Source organism: Paenibacillus endoradicis, assembly GCF_024721975.1.
This window is the reverse complement of sequence record NZ_JANQBB010000011.1, coordinates 1-19,826: the sequence shown is the minus strand read 5'-3', so window position 1 is coordinate 19,826 and position 19,826 is coordinate 1. Positions and strand designations below refer to the sequence as shown.

The window sequence follows — 19,826 nt, the reverse complement described above, 5'->3', positions numbered from 1 at the left end:
ACAAATGTAAATTCTCTCTTCCAATATACTGCAATAATGCGTTATAATCGTCTATAATAATTGCTCAAATCATCAAAAAGTCGCATATCTTGCTCTATATATTCGGAGGTCAAAATGGACATCTACTATAATAACGAACATACAATGATGATAGACCATACAAAGCGTAAAGGATTTTATACGATGCAAGATCAACATTCGCATGATGAATATGAACTCTATTATTTATTTACCGGTGAACGAGATTATTTCATTCGTGATCGTACGTATCGAGTAAAACAAGGCAGTTTTGTCTTTATTGACAAGGATGAATTACATCGAACGATCGATACTGGTGTTCCTGATCACGAGAGACTAGTAATTAACTTCGATGATTCATTTCTCTCAAACTTTCCATTTCAGACACAAAGCGGGGTTATTACTTTACCTCCTCAAGTACAATATAAAGGGGAAAACATACTTCAGGACTTGCTATTAGAAGCAAAGGGTAATGCAAACGGTAGAGATATTATGCTTGAATCATTACTGCGACAACTACTGTTACTAGTTTTTCGTTCGCAAAGAGAGCAGCCGGAAGTAGAAGTTCAACCCTCATCTGTTCATCAAACGATGTTTGAAATTGCGACTTATGTGGGAACTCATTATAATGCAGTGCTTCGCCTTCATGACGTAGCTGCTCAATTTTTCGTTAGCCCCTACTATTTAAGTAGAAAATTCAAACAATGTACGGGCTTTGGTTTTGCAGAATATGTGCAATTAGTTAGAGTTAGAGAGGCTCAACGCTTACTACGAGAAACAAATTTGAAAATGCTCGAAATCGCTGAACAAATAGGCATGGAGTCTTTAGCAAATTTTTACAAACTATTCAAGCAGACAAATGGGTGTTCTCCGTTGCAGTATAGGAAGAGGCAGTTCAAAAAGCAGACCTGATAATGTAGGAATTCAGCTGGCAAACTTACACTAATAGAATAATAGATATGTATCAGATGTCTAAGTAACTATTTATAGAATAAAAGTCCGACTATTGTGACTCATTAATCACAATAGCCGGACCTTTATAAATTTAACACGTCAAAACCATAGGTTATAACGTAACTCCATCTTTAAATATCGCAATTTCTTTAAATCCATTGCGCTCGTTATGCGTCTGTATTTCTCCAGAAGCAATCGCAATAAGTTGTTCCCAAAATTCATCGCTTAACTCTTCCATTGTAGAATCATCAAGTAAGCTTCCTGCATTAAAATCAATCCAGTTTTTCTTTCGCTGGGATAACTCAGTATTCGTAGAAATTTTCACCGTTGGTACTGGACCTCCAAACGGTGTTCCTCTTCCAGTAGTAAACAATACGATATGCGCACCTGCTGCACTTAGTGCAGTTACCGAAACAAGATCATTACCTGGTGCTTCAAGTAATGTTAAACCATTTTTCAATACGCGATCTCCATAAGCAATGACATCTGTAACGATGGCATGACCACCCTTTTGTGTACAGCCTAAAGATTTCTCTTCTAAAGTAGTAATGCCACCCGCAACATTACCTGGAGAAGGATTTTCATAAATCTCTTGACCATGACGAATAAAATATTCTTTAAAATCATTAATTAGATGAACCACATTGTGGAAAACCTGTTCAGTTGCCGTTCGCTCCATTAATATCGTTTCAGCACCAAACATTTCAGGTACCTCGGTTAAAATAGCCGTCCCTCCAGCTGCAATTAATCGATCAGCCATCTTGCCGACAAGAGGATTGGCTGTGATCCCTGATAAACCATCTGAACCACCACACTTTAAGCCTAGCTTTAAGCGAGAAACAGGAATTGGCTCTCTTGAAAAACTTTCTGCATACTCAACCAATTCCTCTATTAGCGTTAATGATTCTTCAATTTCATCTTCCGCCTGCTGCGCTTTAACAAATTGAATACGACGAGGATCATAATCTCCAATCACTTGCTGAAACAACTCAATCTGATTGTTTTCGCAGCCTAAACCGATTATTAATACGCCTGCTGCATTAGGATGTCGAACTAATGAAGCTAGCAATTTTTGTGTATAGGATAAATCATCACCTAATTGCGAACAACCATAAGGATGTGCAAAATGATAGATTCCATCTACTCGGTCTGCATAGATTGCCGACGCACGTCTGGCGACAATTTCACAGGTTTTATTAATACAACCTACTGTATTGATTATCCATATTTCATTACGAATACCCACCTCTCCATCGGCTCTAACATAGCCTTGAAAAACACGAGAAATATCTTTTGATTGTTGTTGTGCTGCAGCTGCTTCTGCAAATGCTTCAACATTTGGAGTATAGTCATAGCTCAAAATTCCACTTAAGCCTGATTTCAAATTTTTTGAATGAACCCAATGACCAGCTGCAATATCAGTAGTAGCAACTCCAATTGAATTACCAAATTTAATAATATGTTCTCCAGCCTGCAAGGAATATAGGGAAATTTTATGTCCAAAAGCTACATCATCAAGTAATTCAATCGATTGTTTATCGTCTAAGTGAAGCTTCTCACCTCTGGTGAACGATCGTAATGCAATGGCTACAGTATCTTTTTCATGTAATTTAATCCACTCATTCATTCCCGTATCCCTCCCATTGGATCAAGATAGCAGATAATTGTGTAGCTAAATTAGCATTGCTGACATGCATATTGACACCCCATATAGCTTCTATTTGAAGGATTTGAGATACTACTTGATTAATTGAAGAAGATCCGTTTTCTCCCGAATAGTAGTTCTCCCATATGTTAGCTATCTGTTCTAATAAAATAGGGTCATCATGCAAAATATACGATTCTCCATCAAATGATTTCCCTTCATATCCCGCTTCACCTTTACTAATTTGATAGTATCGTATTAAAGCGGCAGACGCTGTAGCTAACCCTTTAGGAAGTTCAGTGAATTGCTCATCTGCTAAATAATATTGAATCGCTGGTAATAGTCTAGTTTTAAATTTACTTAAACTATTCATCGCAATATCGGACAAACGATGCTGGATAAATGGGTTTAAAAATCGTTGGTACACTTGAACTGCATATTGTTGCAATTCGACTGAATTATAAGGTAATGATGGAATGATTTCGTTTTGAATCGTACGTTTAATCAGATCACCGATATGAGAATCTTCCATCGCTAATCTCACTTCTTTTATACCATGTAACGTACCATATAGCGCCATAAACGTATGTGCTCCGTTTAATATACTTACCTTTCGCACTTGATAAGGCTTCAAGTCTTCAACCCATAGCACATTTAATCCAGCAGAAGCGAGCGGCAACTCCTGATCTAGTGAAGGATCTCCTTCAATTGCCCATAAATGATATGGCTCAGCTGTTGTAAGCATCGGATCTCGATATCCCCATTCATTGAACCAAGCTTCTGCCTGGTCTTGTTTCGGATATCCTGTCACAATACGATCAACGAGTGAATTTAAAAATAAATTATGTGTAACAACCCAGTTTCTAAAATCAGCTGGAAGCTCCCAATCTTCGCAATATCGCAATATGCAATCACGTAAAGTATCTCCGTTACGCTCTAGCAATTCACATGGTAAACAGATGAACCCACGCTCCGGATCTCCTTGAAAAGCTTTATATCTATGATATAACAACATCGTTAATTTGCCAGGATACGAATTAATCGGTTCGCCCTCTTTCCACTGCTCTGGGTGATAAGATAAGCCCGCTTCCGTCGTATTTGAGACAACGATTCTTAGTTCCGGTAGTTCAGCAAGTGCCAAAAACTCATTCCAATGCTCATACGGATCAAAAACTGTACCAAACACTGTAATTTGATCCATACGCTCAATTGGAACATTATTTTCTAAGCCTCGAGTTACTAAAGTGTACACTCCATCTTGAGACGCTAACGCTTCGATTTTAGCTTTTCCACTTGGACGCGGCTGAACGACTACTACACTACCATCGTATAAACCTTGCTTTCTACTTTCATATATCATCCAATCAAAAAAACCTCTTAGAAAATTACCCTCACCAATTTGCAATACCTTAATCGTTGATTGTATCATTTGGTTGTATACTCGTTTTTTTTCTGTAGTTAGTGACGCGCTGTCTAATATGTTTGATTTCATAACAACTCAATCCCCTTTAAGCTATTATTATATTCCTTAACATCACAAAAAAAAGCTTCCCATATTCGAGAGAATCATATATTATTTCCTTTATTATAGACAACAAATATGAACAGATAAATATCTAATTCCATCTTTTTTATACTCTATTTTGATATAATCTAAGCTAAGAAGTACCAAAATGTAGAAATTGTGAGGTAGATATGAATACTTATCGTAAAACATTTAAGTTTGATGCTGAATTTCCATTTGAATATAAATATCGTGATGCGACTAGCGCACAATTCGAACTGCCTAATCATGTCCACGATTGGTATGAATTTGTATATATCTATTCAGGAAGAGGTACTTTTTTTATTGACCATTCCTTTTATGATGCAGAAGCCGGTGACATTTACTTAATTCCTGGCAACACTATTCATCACTCATATCCTGTTGAGGATGATCCCAAACGAGCAACAGCTTTCTATTTTAGTGCTGCCTTTGTACATGATACGTCATCTGTTGGTGAGCCATTTCATTATTTGCAGCCTTTTGAAACAGCACAATCAAAGCAATCCTTTCGTTTTACCGTTCCCGAGGCATATCGAAACCAAATTGTGGATTTAATTGAGCAAATTCATCATGAATATAGTGAGGAAAAAGTAGGATACAGACAAGTGATTAGAATGCATATTCAACACATTCTATTATTACTTAACCGACATGCAGAGGAAACTTGGGGGGAATCGCTTCTTCGCCATCAGGCAGCAGCATTACCGCAATGGATAGAGCAGACGCTATCATATATCGATTCACATTTAGAGGAAGAACTTGGATTAGCTATATTTGCACGTAATTCAGCAGTTACTCCAGCTCATTTTTCACGTGTTTTCAAGCGACTAACAGGCATGAATGTTACAGAGTATGTTACTGCCAAACGCGTCATGCGAGCAAAAGAGATGTTAAGGTTGAATGATCGAAATATTGCACAGATTGCAGAAGCTTGTGGATTTGGGAGTATTCCTCATTTCCATCGTAAATTCAAAGCACTAACTGGAATGACACCTGCACAATACAAGCATAGCTTGTAATCGTTCTAAGAGAGTACTAGAAGTAGTTAAAACATTTAAAACCAGAATATCCTCCCTCACGAATGAGCCAAGATATCCTGATTACTATTGTGTTGAAGCACCAAAGTCTGTAATTTCTAGCTTAATATCAAAATCAACAGCGCATTGACTAAATTCATCATCCCATTGTTCACTTACTTTTTTCCAAGCAGCGGGATGTTGATGTTTTAATGTTTTCCCAAAATTAGCCACATCGGCTTTATAGGTTTCCTGTAGCTTTTTCAATGCTTCCTCAAGCTGATTGTGCAAGGTCTCAGTAAATATTTTCTCCGCTTCTTTTATATAAGTAGGATCAGAGCCGTATGTGTTTACGTCCCAATTTTCAATTATTCTTCCTTCTGTTTTGATGCTGACCTTAAAACTAATTTTATCATTCTCAATTATTGATTTAATTTTGCTCTTAGCTTCTTTTACTTCATAGGTAATAACCTCATCATGCATGTTGTAGCTCTTAATAAGACCACCCTTAACATCATCAGTGATCCAATTAATCGCACTGACATCTTGCTCTGTTAAGTATCCGACCCATTTACCTGAGGATCCCTTAATAATTCCACTACCGCTAAATTTGATTTCATCACTTGTACTAATTATGTTTTGCAGCATGAAACTCTGCTTAGAATGTAAAAAAGTATTAACATGATTTAACGTAACAGGGCTCATTATTCGATTCGATCTTGTATGATTATCGATGAGATTCTTTATATACAATGCTGGTAATATACCTGAATCATTAAAGTTCAACGGTTCCACTGCTTTACCTGTAGAGATAAAGATCAAGCAGTTTGGACGAATATCATTGTCTTTTAGCATAAAATCAATATATTCATTTAGATGCTGATCCTTAGCCAACTCATTTGAAATAATGACGACCTTTAGATGATGTGCAATGACGGGTCTATTCTGTCTAATTGCAAATTCTCGAAGTATTTCAAGTAAAGAATCACCGGTTTGTGTAACATTATTGTATAATTTACTTGAATTTGAAGAGTTAGATGATTCAGCAGCTTGTGGAGGTGCAATTTGAACCGTTACGGTTAGTAAATGCTTGTTGGGAAAATCACTGCCCTTTTCATTCATTATTTCTTCTTCCTTTGAGCTTTCCCCTTTGTCTAATGCCATACCAAGGTATAGGCTTAGATCCTCAATTTCGTTACTACTCCAACAACCGCTAACTAGAACCAATAAGATGATTGTGCTTACTATCTTCATCGTTATAATTGTAATTTTACGCATGTGAAATCACCCTTTTTCTAAAGAGGTACACGATATATAAGATTACTGCAATGACAAATAGTAACATACAGTAGTAGCTAATCACATAACCAAGTACAGTAATATCATTGATGTTTCTAGGTACCATTGTAAAGATGTAACATACTGGCAACAGCCCCAAAATAATTGGACGCTTTTTATAACGTAATACATGGCTTAAACCTAGTGAAGCTCCATAGTACATGCTAGAAAATGTACAAAATAGTTGCATCACCCAGATGACAAGAAACAAGATTTCGATTCTCTCAAAAAAGAACCCCTTTAGCTCATAATTACGCACGAGATCAATAGTCGGCCAAGTGCTTAACATCCCTGCCTCCAATGATAAAGACCCTATAACAAGAATTAGCGCGATCATATAGATAACTACGACCAGTCCTAAGCCAAGAGAAAAAGACTTTATTGCTTTTTTGGGCTCATTCAGATAGGCATAATATATTGCAACAAGCTCATATCCGGCAAAACTGTTGAAGCTATGAGTCACCCCGTTAAATACAGGGGTAATCCCATTACCGAAAACTGGTTTTAAGTTATCGATATGAAACATCGAAAAACTTAAGCCATATACAATAATAATAATGATAATGGTTATCGGAAGCACAATTTGAAATAAGCGCATCAACGCATTGACACCGCCTAAAAGCAAATAATAACTTACTAACATGATCGGTATGACGATGGCCCACTTGGGTGTACCCTCTAGTAAATAAAAAACGATTACTTCAGCAAGGATTCTCAATTCATAAGCAGATGTAAATAGAAAGTATAAGCAAAACAATAAACAAACTAAATTACCAAGTGGTCTTCCTAAAATCTTTGAAGAATATTGATATAACGTTTGTTTGGGGAATTTTTGAGATAGTTTGATAAAGAATATTAAGGCAAGCACAACAAGAATTCCACCAAGCAGCAAAGTCATCCACACATCAGGTGTACCAACATCTTGTATAAGTATTCTTGGCATCACTAATAATCCAGCACCTAGTGTCGTAGACGTCATACTTGCCGTTGCTTGATTAGCTGTAATACGATCGTCTTTTGTAACGAACATCCTCATAATCCCCCTTTTCTATATTCTACTTATATACGCTTTTTATTTTTTGTTTTAAGGCTTTTAGGTCGATCTCTCATAAAAGTAAACGGACTCCGTAGAAATACATCCTTATTATCTGCTGCCTGCAAAGGTGAAATTGGCGATAAATACGGTAAACCGAAACTTCGTAGATGTATCATATGGGTACTTAGTAGTAAAAAGAAAATAATTGTTCCATATAATCCTAATACAGCGGCGAAAAACATCGCCACAAATCGAAGTAATCGTATTGAGATCCCTAAGCTATATTCTGGTATTGTAAATGAGGATATCGCAGTTAAAGCAACCACAATCACAAGAAAAGGAGTTACTAACCCCGCTCGTACTGCCGCCTCACCTACAACGAGACCACCAACAATTCCCATTGCTGGTCCAATTGGCTTAGGTAGTCTAATTCCCGATTCTCTTAAAATTTCAATTGAAATTTCAAGAATCAATACCTCTAAGATGGAGGAAAATGGTACTCCTTGTCTCGATTCGATAATTGACATTGCCAGCTGTGTTGGTATAAGACCTGGATTAAATGAGATGAATGAGATGTACAGAGCAGGTGCAAAGAGTGAGAGAAAAGCTACTCCTATTCGCAAAATTCTTGTAAACGATCCAGATATCCAGCGTTGATAATAATCCTCAGGTGACTGAAACAGCATCATAAAACTAGCAGGTGCTATTAATGCAAAGGGGGTGCCATCAAGTAAGATAGCTACTCTTCCCTCTAGTAAAGCAGCAATGACTTTGTCTGGTCTTTCTGTATTTTGAAATTGCTGGAATGGACTAAATATATTATCTTCCAATAGTTGTTCCAAGTATCCCGACTCTGCAAAATAATCATAATCCAACTTAGCTATTCGTTCCTTAACCTCATTAACAAGTTCATCATTCGCAATATCCTTCATATAAGCGATGACCATTGTTTTTTGAGATTTGCTTCCTACATAATCAGCATTTATGACCAAATTATCGTTAAGACCATGTCTACGAAGAAGGGCTGTATTTTCACTTAGCACCTCAGTGAAACCAATACGCGGTCCTCTTATCAATGCATCTGATACAGGCTCAGCAACAGAACGTGAAGGGGCGTCTGGTATACCTACCATTAGTGCCGTATTCATTCCCTCTATCAGCAATACCGTATAACCAAATAAAATCATCTGGGATAAATTTTGTACACTTTCCATTTCATTAACATGAATGACAGGTAACAAGTGTTCTTTCACATATGTAGCAATATTGACCTGAGAAGGGATATAATGCGAAGATCCCTCGATCATAAGTGGATTTAGAATATGCTTATTAATGAAATCACTTTGCTGCATCCCTTCCACAAAAATAAGTGTTGCTTTACGATTCAACATCTTAATGTGAAAATCTCTAAAATGGACGTCACTATTGTGCCCTACTTTTTCTTTAAGTAACTCTAAATCATCCCCTAAATGACCAGCAATTTTAAGCTCATCTTGGTTGTCATTACTGTTGTTTTCATTGGATTGATGCTGATTTTTATTTTCACCCTTGTTGACACGCTTACGATAAAACTTTGCAACAGTAAAAAATAACTGCGGAATTAACAGCAACATGAGAGCCTGAAAAAATACAGAAAAGCTAGGAATAAACGAGATAACAGATGACCACATCATTGCTCAGCCCATTCTTATAAAGATTTGTGGTTATTGTTACCTTAAAAGTTTAAATTATACTTTATCGCTAAGCATCATTGACCGTTCTATTATTACAATTATCTATCTAGTGATGTCTACATTTCCAAACACAAGAAAAAGCCCAGTTCATATAAGAACTGGGCTACAACTGCTATTCAATTAATTCAAGTAGCTTTTCAGTCATTGCTTCTGAAAGCGTATATATAGTGTGCGTATCGGCAGTGTTCATCAAAGCACTTTTTCCACCTTCTTTTCCTATCCATAAATTAAAATTTTGTTTATTATCATTATCATAGACAACAATCATTTTAAACCCTGGGTTAGCCATATCAACGATTCCATTTACTCTTTCCGCACTTATAATGATACTTTTCAAAGTGTCAATTGAACTAGCATCATCAAAAGTAATGTCACTATTCCCGTTTAAATTCGTAATACTTATATATGCAATTTCATCATCAAGTGTATTTGTTTCGTTAACTTTTGGCTGCTGCTCGATGTCAGTCTTATAAGTATCTGCAACTATAGACCGCTGCTTGAGGTCAGTCTTAATAGTATCTGTAACTAAAGACCGCTGCTTGAAACTAGTTTTTTCAGTATTTACTGTAGTATTACCTTCGGATTGGCAACCTACTAGAATTGCCGACATAAAGGCGATGGATAGAACAAGAAACATTATTCTTTTCATTATTATTACCACCAATCATATTGTCGTTCATAGTTTTTGACGAAGTATATCCTCATAAAGTTTCATATTCTATTCTAAATTATCCATCCTAATATCAAATTGAGTATTAATTACTATTCGTGTTATTCGATGACTGAATCATCGAATAACACTCTTTTTCATAAAACTACGCGAGGCATGTCATCCGACAGCAAAAATAAGGTCATCCATCAGTTGGCACTTTGCCAACTGATGGATGACCTTGAAAATTACTACTTGAAATAAATAACTAGATCATACCGGATTGTTGTAATAATCTCTCGACCATAGTAGCGACCTCAGCTCTTGTAATTAATGACTTAGGTTTCAATACACTAGCATCTGCACCATTCACGATTCCTGCCTGTAAAGTAACAGCCACATCATTTTTAGCCCATACTGCAATTTGAGCTGCATCTGAAAATTTCTCCAAATCGTGAATATCTGCTTTAACGGTCAGCTCGGTGATTTTCATCGCTCTAGCCAGCATACTCATTGCTTCTTCTCTAGTGATTGTATCTGTCGGTTTAAATCTTCCATCTGAATAACCATTAATAATCCCATACTCATATGCTGCCTTCACATAGTTAAAATACCAGTCATTTTGATTAACATCCGAGAATGGTACAGTGCCTGGCTCTAGTTCTATCCCCAGTGCTCGAACAATAATGGCAGCGAACTCTGCTCTACTGATGAACTTATCTGGTTGGAATATACCATTACCCGTACCACTAATAATCATTCTGGAAGCCATATTGTTGACAGCATCCCTCGACCAATGTTTTTCCACATCTACGAACGATACCGGATTCCATATCAACGCGTAAATACTGTTGGATAAGCTATGTATGACTGCAAAATCTTTGCCTTTTATATGTTCGATTTTCGTAGGAACATGACGGATAGTTCCGTCTTTTCCTATTACCACTGCAGTTGAAATTTTACTTATGTCTGTTCCTTCCGGCACAGCAATGTAACGTTCAACATAAACTTGGAATTTAGAAAGTTCAATTTTTTGTTTCCCATAAGCTACATAAACGCTAAATTGTACCGGTGGTGCAACAAGTGTATAATCGCCTTTTACTAGCGAGTTTGCTACAAGCATCTCTTCCTCAGCGGTCAACTCAGAGATTTCAATAGACAATGCAAGTTTCTCTAGAGATTCGAGATCTAATTGCTCAGCAATGCTGTCCATATCAATTTCTGAGGTAGGCAATTTATACTGACCGCCCCTTGTTTCCAATACGATAATAATATTTTTCTGTGCCAAATCTTTGATCAATTGTCCATTCAATACTAAAGTTACCTTATCTACAGCGAGATCGGTTGGAATTGTAATTTGTTTGTTTGATTCATTACCAAGTAATTGCAGTAGTATTTGTGAGTCAATGGTTACAGTTGCAACATCCTGACCATTTTCCTTGGTAATCTTCACGATACCAATCTTTTCTTGCTGATCATCTACAGTAATATTAATATATTGTTCCGTGTCATCCTGCTTTGTATCATCATTGCTTGGAGCTTGGTATATCCATTTCGCATAAAGTGTTACATCGTTTGCTTGCATGGTATCTATGAGGAAATCCCACTTGTTTACAGTGCCTTCTTCCTTATACCAACCAACAAAGCGATGGTTCGCTCTTGTAGGAGGTGTTGGCGCTGTGATCTTGCTTCCATATGTTTCCGTAATGTCGCCAACCGTACTCCCACGTTGGCTATTAAAGCTAACCTTGTAACTATTCAAACTATACTGTGCCTTAACGGTTAGGGATCCAGAAATGTTCCCAAAAGCTACATCCCAGCCTGTGAAGGTGTAGCCAATTCGACTTGGATCTACCGGGGCTGTTGCTCCACTTCCATGGTTCACTGTTCCAGTATTAAGCTCAGTTCCATCCCAGTCCTCAAACGTTACCGTATAGCTGTTTAATACCCAATTCGCATACAGCGTTACATGTTGTGCTGGGATAGTTTCTAATACGAAATCCCACCGACTCTGAGCATCTGTCTCTTTATACCAACCCTCAAAAGTGTAACCTTCTCTTGTAGGTGGTGTTGGAGCTGTGATCTTACTGCCATAATTTGCAGTTATGTCATCAACCGTACTTCCACTTTGGCTGTCAAAGCCTACCGTATAACTGTTCACGCTATACTGTGCCTTAACAGTTAGCGAGCCAGAAATATTCCCAAAAGCTACATCCCAGCCTGTGAAGGTGTAACCAATTCGACTCGGATCTACCGGGGCTGTTGCTCCGCTTCCATGGTTCACCATTCCAGAATTAAGCTCAGTTCCATCCCAGTCCTCAAACGTTACCGTATAGCTATTTAATATCCAATTCGCATACAGCGTTACATGATGTGCAGGGATAGTTTCTGTCACGAAATTCCACTGACTCTGAGCATCATTCTCTTTATACCAACCATCAAAAGTATATCCCACTCTTGTTGGATCATTTGGGGCTGTGATCTTGCTACCATAATTTGCAGTTATGTCATTAACTATACTTCCACTTTGGCTGTCAAAACTTACAGTGTAACTATTCACGCGATATTGTGCTTTTACTGTTAGGCTTCCAGTAATATTCCCATAATCTACATCCCATCCTGTGAATGTGTAACCTTCTCGGCTTGGATCTGCTGGGGCTATTGCTCCACTTCCATGATTTACTGGAGCATTTTTCAACAGGTCTCCATTCCAATCCTCGAACGTAACCATATAGCTGTTCAATGTCCAGTTCGCATATAGCGTAACATCGTTCGCTGGCATGGCATCCGTAGTGAAAATCCACCGACTTTGAGCATCAGCTTCTTTATACCAGCCATCAAAAGTGTAACCTTCTCTTGTAGGTGGTGTTGGCGCTGTAATCTTGCTGCCATAGGTTGTATTTTTGTTACCTACTGTACTTCCACCTTGACTATCAAAAATTACCGTGTAACTGTTCACGCTATACTGTGCTTTTACGGTTAACGCGCCAGTAATATTTCCATACGCTACATCCCAGCTTGTAAATGTATAGCCTATTCGGCTTGGATTCGCAGGTGCTGTTGCTGCACTTCCATGGTTCACCGTTTGGTTTTTCAACACGTTACCATCCCAATCCTCGAATATTACCACGTAGCTGTTCAAGTTCCATTTTGCATATAAAGTAATATTATTAGCGGGGATAGTTTCTGTAGTGAAATCCCACTGATTCTCAGTACCTGCTTCCTTATACCAACCGCCAAAAGTGTAGTTCGCTCTTGTAGGTGGTATTGGTGCTGTGATCGTACTACCATAGGCCGCATTTTTGTTTCCTATTATACTGCCACCTTGACTATCAAAAATTACATTGTAACTGTTCACGCTATACTGTGCTTTTAAGGTTAACGCGCCAGTAATATTTCCATAAGCTACATCCCAGCCTGTAAATGTGTAGCCTATTTGGCTTGGATTCGCAGGTGCTGTTGCTGCACTTCCATGGTTCACCGTTTGGTTTTTCAACACGTTACCATCCCAATCCTCGAATATTACCGCGTAGCTGTTCAAGTTCCATTTTGCATATAAAGTAATATTATTAGCGGGGATAGTTTCTGTAGTGAAATCCCACTGATTCTCAGTACCTGCTTCCTTATACCAACCGCCAAAAGTGTAGTTCGCTCTTGTAGGTGGTGTTGGCGCTGTGATCGTACTCCCATAGGTTCCATTTTTATTTCCTACCGTACTGCCTCCTTGACTAGCAAAACTAACTGTATATGTAATCGCATCATATTTTGCTGTAACAGTCAAGGCGCTAGTAATATTTCCATAAGCTACATCCCAGCCTGCAAATGTGTAGCCTACTCGGCTTGGATTCGGAGGAGCTGTTGCTGCATTTCCGTGGTTCACCGTCTCTGATTTTAGTTCTATTCCGTCCCAGTCTTGGAATATTACGTCGTATGAAGTAGGTCCCGATGTTAAATGACGAAGTAACCATGTATCATATGAAGCAGCACCACTAGTTTTTTCATTGGCTATATATGATAATTTACCATCCACATCTTTAAACAAAAATCCAATCGCGTAATCGCCCTCTAATTCAGGTAAATCAGGTGATGAATCACTTTGAAGAACTCCTGCATTGTTATATTGTTGAAAGTAGTTATTATTTACAATGTTATTATTAAAAGAATAACTTAAAATAAAGCCATCATCTGTAATAATGGGTTCATAAACCGCTCCCCATGTATTAATGGTATCAACAAGTATTTCATTCGTATACGGTGTACCATCTGCATTATATATACGGTAATAGATACTTCGAGTATTAACATCTAATCCTGCTTTTTTGTGATAAACAAATAGAAATTTATTGTTAGAGAGCGCTTTTACATATTGATTACCATTTGGTGTTTCTGTATTTGTGCCATATATAAAGCTATTCTGACCCCCTATTTGTATTGGAGTTGTTCCCGTATCATTGAAAATCATTCCACGATAAGTAGTATCATAATATGAAATTGATATCATAAATTGTCCTGAATTGTTTGCTGTAATACGGTGAGTGTACTGTGAACCTGATATACCAGCCAATCCAGTAATGGAAATTTGATTCGTATCTACCGCAACTCCTGTTGTTGTAAATCTACGTAGTGCATAACTCGCTTCATTAGTATCCCATACAAATGCTAGATTGCCATTCGTCAACTGGGTAACTTCTGTAAACCGATTAAGTGATCCAGGAGAAGAATTAATTTTTGTTGGTGCGACCACTTGAGTTCCCGATTGATTAACTATTTTAAAATACGTATCAGTTAATCCATTTGAACTAGAACTACTATACCAATATATTAAAACATTACCATTTGAAAGCCCTTTATAAAAAATGTCCGGAGGAATATTTGATGTTGTAGGCGATACTGGTGTAGCTAATAAGGTGTCAACCGTACCGTCAGAATGAATAACGGAATAATATTGCTTAACTGTACTCATCTCTTGATTTTCAGCCCAATCAAACCAAGGGATAAATAATTTATTTCCCACAACTACTGGAGGTGACCAAATATAAGAGTCTAGATCATCTTCAATTTCAATATCGATACGATTTGTACCAATATCTAATGAAGCTGATGCTGCTACTTGACTAAGCGGTAACATAGTAAATATGAGTAGAAATACAAGTAAACACTGTATAAACTTAACTAATGTTTTCAAAAAAACACCCCTTCATTATTTATAAAGCTTTTTATATCAGTATGGTACACATTTCCATACTTCACATATGAACAGTATACGTCCTTTTGACCACATTTTACCATGTTTTTTTATAGCAATTAGAAGTAAGAGGTATTGTTATTATTAACTCTAGTCACTCCCTCAAATGATTCGACGAACATATTCCATCCATCGGAATAGTACTTTTATGTTCAAAAAAAGAGAATAGATCAAAGTAATAAAACTAAACTTACATAACAAAAAAGCGTAAGTCCAGTATATTACCGAACTCACGCTCTAGATGCCTCTAAGTTAATCTATTATATCATTTGAATGAATAATCAAAGTATTTTTCTGCATTTCGCATACTAGTCCATAGATCCGAGCTTTCTCCTCCTATATACCAATAAGCAACGCCAGCTAAATTTTTACTTACAACAAATTTGTATTTTGCAATTAGTGAACGTGAATCCTCCAACCAAAGGGAATGCTGCACTGAATCTTTCTTATAGGTTGCAACATATTGTCCGAATGTTTTATTCCATACAGGTTTCAATGAATAAGTACTAATCAACTGATTTTGCTTAATAAGCGAGATATACTCAGAGGATGAAACTGTACCATCTTGTTTCAATGTCCAGTCACGATTGTATAATGGCATCGCCAATATCACTTTATCATTTGATACAACTTTTAATAGTGTATGAATAGCATTTTGAATGTATGGGAGCGAAGCATTCGGACCTGGATATTTACTCCCATCATAATGCTGATCATATCCCATCATCACCATGTAATCCACTTGTTTGCCAAGCGAAGCATAATCAAAAGCCTCCGTCCAATCAGTTCCAAGATCAGGAGATACATCCATCGATAGCACCGCGTTCACGCCATGTAGCTTTTGGGCTAATAGAGTAACAAATGTTGTCAAATAAGTCCGATCATCTGAATGAACATTTTCAAAATCAAGATTCAATCCATCTAGTCCATATTTAGTTACTACCGCTACTAATTGATTAACAGCTGCAATTCTAGCAGTTGCACTAGATAACATTTTATGTGTAGCTTCTTGATCAGATCTATTGCCTACCATCGCCCAAATCTGCTTGTCATTGTTCTTCGCCCACGTAACAAGCGAAGCTTCCGTCTTATCCGTTACTGTTCCTGTTTCTCCAACAAAGTACCACCGTGGAGATAACGTGTTTACATTAGATTTTTGAATATTACGCTCATACTCAGCTACCGTTTGCCCATACTGCCAGCCTATCACAATATGTTCTTTCGACTTACCCTTTAGCTCCGCTGCCCATTGAGTATTTTGTAGTACTCGATCAATGAGTACTGCTGTTTCTTCCCTCGTTATTGGGTCAGATGGACGAAAATATCCCGTCTCATCACCTTTCATTAATGCCAATTTATTTAGAACAGTGACAGAACTACTTGCCCAATCTGCAATTTGACGACTATCCTTATAGGCTGTTACATCACTAGCAGTACTATTTGATTTTTTCAATGCCCTAGCAATCCAAACAGCTGCTTCTTGTCTCGTTACTGCTTCCTTTGGAGCAAATGTCGTTGCCGTTCTACCACTCGCTAGCTCAAGTTGAACAGCTGCTTGTATCCAACCGAAATACCAGTCGTTCTTCGCTACATCGGTGAAAGAAGTTATTGGACCTTCAGCGGGATCTAGCTTTAACAGTCGATCTAGTATTGTTATGAATTCAGCTCTAGTAATAGTTTTAGTGGGTGAGAAACTAGTCTTTGATGTTCCTGAAATTATCTTATTATTATATAAATGTATAATCTCTTTTTTGGCATAGCTAGTGCTTATATCATCAAAAGGTAGCACTTCATCTGCCGATATGTATTGAAAAAAAATACTAGTAGCGCATATGATAGCAACTGTCGTTAATACTAGTCTACGTAAATTATCTTTCACGGGATTCCTCCTAGAATACTAATATAGAAATTGTACCAAGGAATGAATTTAAATACATCGGTGAAATATTGGTAGATTTGTAGGCTAGCGAGAATGGATCAGAACAAGAGGATAACAAGCTTTAATTCAATTTCTTTAGTCACTATTAAATTTCACTAATAAACCAGTCCTCATCTGGACTAAGATAATATATCTCAGTTCCAATCTCTTTTGCACGAGTGATAAATCATCTTCGCTACTACTTGTAGTCTGAAATAATATTGAACTTACAATTCCCTATAAAATGGTACTAACTGCATAAGTAATGTTCATACATATTTATTTAAGTCAGAGATGAGCAGTTAAGAAAGCAAGAGAATTACCATATGAAGTATCACTTTCCGAAAGAATAAGTGTCATTTTGTATTTCATAAACAATAAAAAAATTTTCCGTTCCAGTGCCTCTCTTGCTCCCGTTTTAGCAGTTGACTTTAATATCATTGTGACTTTATCCTTTTTTTTGCATTGTAAAAAATGACTTTCTAAAGTACACCGTATAAATTAACACTATTAGTGACCATATCAGATTTCCTGTAAATGGTTGTTGGTTATGCGAGAATAATAGAGCATAACTTATTAATCCAAATCCAGCTGAGTAGAGAACCATTAACCAAAATCCCCATCTTTTTAATCGCATATAACCAAATATGATGATAAGGGAAACAATAGCCAGCATGATCCTAAATAATTGTTCTGGAATAAAAGGTAAACCAAATCTATCTGCTATTCCAAATTCATCGGCATCAGTGCTAAAGAATATTGCGGTTACAAATAAAAAAGCAGCACCAAAAATGTAAAAATAACTAATTAAAGTTACACCTATAGGTCTTTTCATGTCATCCCTCACTATAAATGGATTTTATTTCTTTAAGTATCATTCGACGATCCTCCAATGATTGTCCTTGTCATATCCTAAATGTGATAGAACGACCCACCGTTACGAGCGAGATGTGAGAATTCTTTTGCAACAATAATATATGAATATAATTAAATTTTACCTAGCATTTAAATCATCTGAGAAACTATAGTTAAGATAACCAGACAAATCTCGGGAGGAAATAAGAATGATACAAAGAGACGATGTTAACGACATTATTAAAGAACTTCTTGAAATAGGTATAATTGATTCCACTACCAAAATTACAAATAAGATGAATGGGACCACAGATGGACTCGTATATACTCTTACAGTCAATGAAGAACCGAAATATGTATTGAAACTTGATAGTCCCAAAAATATATCTTTGGTCGAACAATTACATTTAACGTATAGAGATAGTCCTCTAATACCTAAACTTCACTATACAGAACCTGCTAAGACATTCATTGTATATTCTTACATTATGGGTACAACGCATTATAATCGTGGTTTAAAAATAAACTGGTTATCACTTTTGGTTAAAGAACTTTTGAATCATTACAAAATTTATGAACAGACGGAAAAATGGGGAAGATTGTTAGCACAGCGTGATTCTTGGCGTGAGTTTAACGAGCTAAGTGTGGACGGCGCTCGAAATAATTTGGGAAATCTGCTTCCAATAGAGGATTATGATAAAGTAAAATCTCTAATTGATAGCACTTCTAAGGTTATTAAGAAATACTTATTGCATGGTGATACTGGCGTCCATAATTTCGTGTTTCATGACTCTACACTAACAGGTGTTATCGACCCATCGCCAATGGTAGGACCTGTTATTTATGATTTTACTTATGCATTTTGCTCCTCTCCTGATGACCTAAACCTAGAAACGTTATTTGCTACTTTCGATTTACTAAATTATGAGCCAATGGATAAATCAAGGCTTATTGAAGCAGTTATTCTTCAACTTTATTGCAGAATTGGAATCTGCGTAAAAGTTCATCCACATGATTTGGAGGGTTACTTAAAGGCATGGGATTATTGGAAAGTTCTCATCCCTTAATTGAAAACTTTGAATAGACTGCAGAGAACTTTAATAGGGCGAAAACACAAAAATTTTATTTCATTACTAGGCTTATGATTGATTATAGCCATCAAGGTAATGGATTTGGAAAACATGCCATGTTAAAAATTATAGAAGCTATTAAAAAGTTTCCTTGCAAAGAGATCTATACAAGTTTCGTCCCTTCAAATGAAGGAACAAAAAGATTATATGCGAGTCTTGGTTTTGAAAATACAGGAGCATCACTAACGAAGGTGAACCTCTTTATTGTTAGAGATTCGATAGTACTGTTGTGGTGTGCATTGTTGTGGTCCGTACTGTGGTGTGTACGACATTCGTACACCAGCAATAAAACGTTTCTGTAAGAAACATTCTTATTCATCTTTACCTAGCTTCCGATGTTACACCTACTCAAGTTCAAATCCGCTTCGAAGCAGCACCTCGTCAGCATGTTCTTCTTCCTCCCCCAGCCTCATGAAAGGGTTGCTTCTGGAGCTTAACGTGTCAGCACCAAGAAGAGGACATGAAGCTAGTGCAGTGAAGCACGGAATGTACGTACTGGGTACATGAGTACTGGAACTAGCGATGAATGGCCTCTTCGCCGTCGAATCCACCTCGGAGCGACGCATCGTGATCACACGTTAAAACACACAAAAAAGCCCACTGCAAGTATGCAATGGGCTTATCCGTGCTTGGCGACGTCCTACTCTCCCAGGACCCTGCGGTCCAAGTACCATCGGCGCTGAAAGGCTTAACGGTCGTGTTCGAGATGGGTACGCGTGGTTCCCTTTCGCCGTCATCACCAA

13 protein-coding genes, 1 rRNA gene and 1 pseudogene are annotated in these 19,826 nt (G+C 37.2%); 4 read left to right on the top strand and 11 right to left on the bottom strand.

What is annotated here, in order from left to right; genetic code table 11:
• Positions 1-114: 114 nt before the first annotated feature.
• Positions 115-930, top strand: a complete 816-nt coding sequence (locus tag NV377_RS24950) for a helix-turn-helix transcriptional regulator (RefSeq protein WP_258203546.1) — start codon at positions 115-117, stop codon at positions 928-930.
• Positions 931-1,084: 154 nt separating this feature from the next.
• On the opposite strand, the gene NV377_RS24945 is transcribed toward NV377_RS24950, so the two are convergent.
• Positions 1,085-2,599, bottom strand: coding sequence for a UxaA family hydrolase (locus tag NV377_RS24945; protein ID WP_258203545.1), 1,515 nt, complete (start codon positions 2,597-2,599; stop codon positions 1,085-1,087).
• Complete coding sequence (locus NV377_RS24940) at positions 2,592-4,109, bottom strand: tagaturonate reductase (RefSeq protein ID WP_258203544.1); 1,518 nt, start codon at positions 4,107-4,109, stop codon at positions 2,592-2,594. The genes NV377_RS24945 and NV377_RS24940 overlap by 8 nt, the downstream gene beginning before the upstream one ends.
• 203 nt (positions 4,110-4,312) lie before the next feature.
• Here NV377_RS24940 and NV377_RS24935 point away from each other — a divergent pair, with 203 nt between their 5' ends.
• A complete protein-coding gene (locus tag NV377_RS24935) occupies positions 4,313-5,182 on the top strand; it encodes an AraC family transcriptional regulator (RefSeq protein WP_258203543.1) in 870 nt (289 codons plus the stop codon).
• 84 nt (positions 5,183-5,266) lie between these two features.
• On the opposite strand, the gene NV377_RS24930 is transcribed toward NV377_RS24935, so the two are convergent.
• The 8 genes from NV377_RS24930 to NV377_RS24895 all read right to left on the bottom strand — a co-directional run bounded on the left by NV377_RS24930 (position 5,267) and on the right by NV377_RS24895 (position 17,933).
• Positions 5,267-6,457, bottom strand: coding sequence for a Ger(x)C family spore germination protein (locus NV377_RS24930; protein WP_258203542.1), 1,191 nt, complete (start codon positions 6,455-6,457; stop codon positions 5,267-5,269).
• The gene (locus NV377_RS24925; protein WP_258203541.1) at positions 6,450-7,547 is read right to left on the bottom strand and encodes a GerAB/ArcD/ProY family transporter; all 1,098 of its coding nucleotides are present in this window, start codon (positions 7,545-7,547) and stop codon (positions 6,450-6,452) included. The genes NV377_RS24930 and NV377_RS24925 overlap by 8 nt, the downstream gene beginning before the upstream one ends.
• Before the next feature lie 29 nt (positions 7,548-7,576).
• Complete coding sequence (locus NV377_RS24920) at positions 7,577-9,223, bottom strand: spore germination protein (RefSeq protein ID WP_258203629.1); 1,647 nt, start codon at positions 9,221-9,223, stop codon at positions 7,577-7,579.
• A gap of 175 nt (positions 9,224-9,398) precedes the next feature.
• Positions 9,399-9,935 (bottom strand): YhfM domain-containing protein, encoded by a 537-nt coding sequence (locus NV377_RS24915; protein WP_258203540.1) that lies wholly within the window; start codon positions 9,933-9,935, stop codon positions 9,399-9,401.
• 268 nt (positions 9,936-10,203) lie between these two features.
• Positions 10,204-15,120, bottom strand: coding sequence for an InlB B-repeat-containing protein (locus NV377_RS24910; protein ID WP_258203539.1), 4,917 nt, complete (start codon positions 15,118-15,120; stop codon positions 10,204-10,206).
• Between the two features lie 325 nt (positions 15,121-15,445).
• Positions 15,446-17,059 (bottom strand): S-layer homology domain-containing protein, encoded by a 1,614-nt coding sequence (locus NV377_RS24905; protein ID WP_258203538.1) that lies wholly within the window; start codon positions 17,057-17,059, stop codon positions 15,446-15,448.
• A gap of 327 nt (positions 17,060-17,386) precedes the next feature.
• Positions 17,387-17,539: a hypothetical protein gene (locus tag NV377_RS24900; RefSeq protein ID WP_258203537.1), complete on the bottom strand. Its 153-nt coding sequence runs from the start codon at positions 17,537-17,539 to the stop codon at positions 17,387-17,389.
• A gap of 7 nt (positions 17,540-17,546) precedes the next feature.
• Positions 17,547-17,933 carry a hypothetical protein gene (locus NV377_RS24895; protein WP_258203536.1) on the bottom strand — a complete coding sequence of 129 codons (387 nt, stop codon included), beginning with the start codon at positions 17,931-17,933 and terminating at the stop codon, positions 17,547-17,549.
• Positions 17,934-18,162: 229 nt separating this feature from the next.
• Here NV377_RS24895 and NV377_RS24890 point away from each other — a divergent pair, with 229 nt between their 5' ends.
• Together NV377_RS24890 and NV377_RS25980 are read left to right on the top strand one after the other, a co-directional pair.
• Entirely contained in the window at positions 18,163-19,020 is an 858-nt protein-coding gene (locus NV377_RS24890; RefSeq protein WP_258203535.1) for an aminoglycoside phosphotransferase family protein, read from the top strand.
• Positions 19,021-19,076: 56 nt separating this feature from the next.
• Positions 19,077-19,385: pseudogene (locus NV377_RS25980) on the top strand (GNAT family N-acetyltransferase); the annotation flags it as partial.
• Positions 19,386-19,710: 325 nt separating this feature from the next.
• On the opposite strand, the gene rrf reads toward NV377_RS25980, so the two are convergent.
• Positions 19,711-19,826: ribosomal RNA gene (rrf, locus tag NV377_RS24885) — 5S ribosomal RNA — on the bottom strand.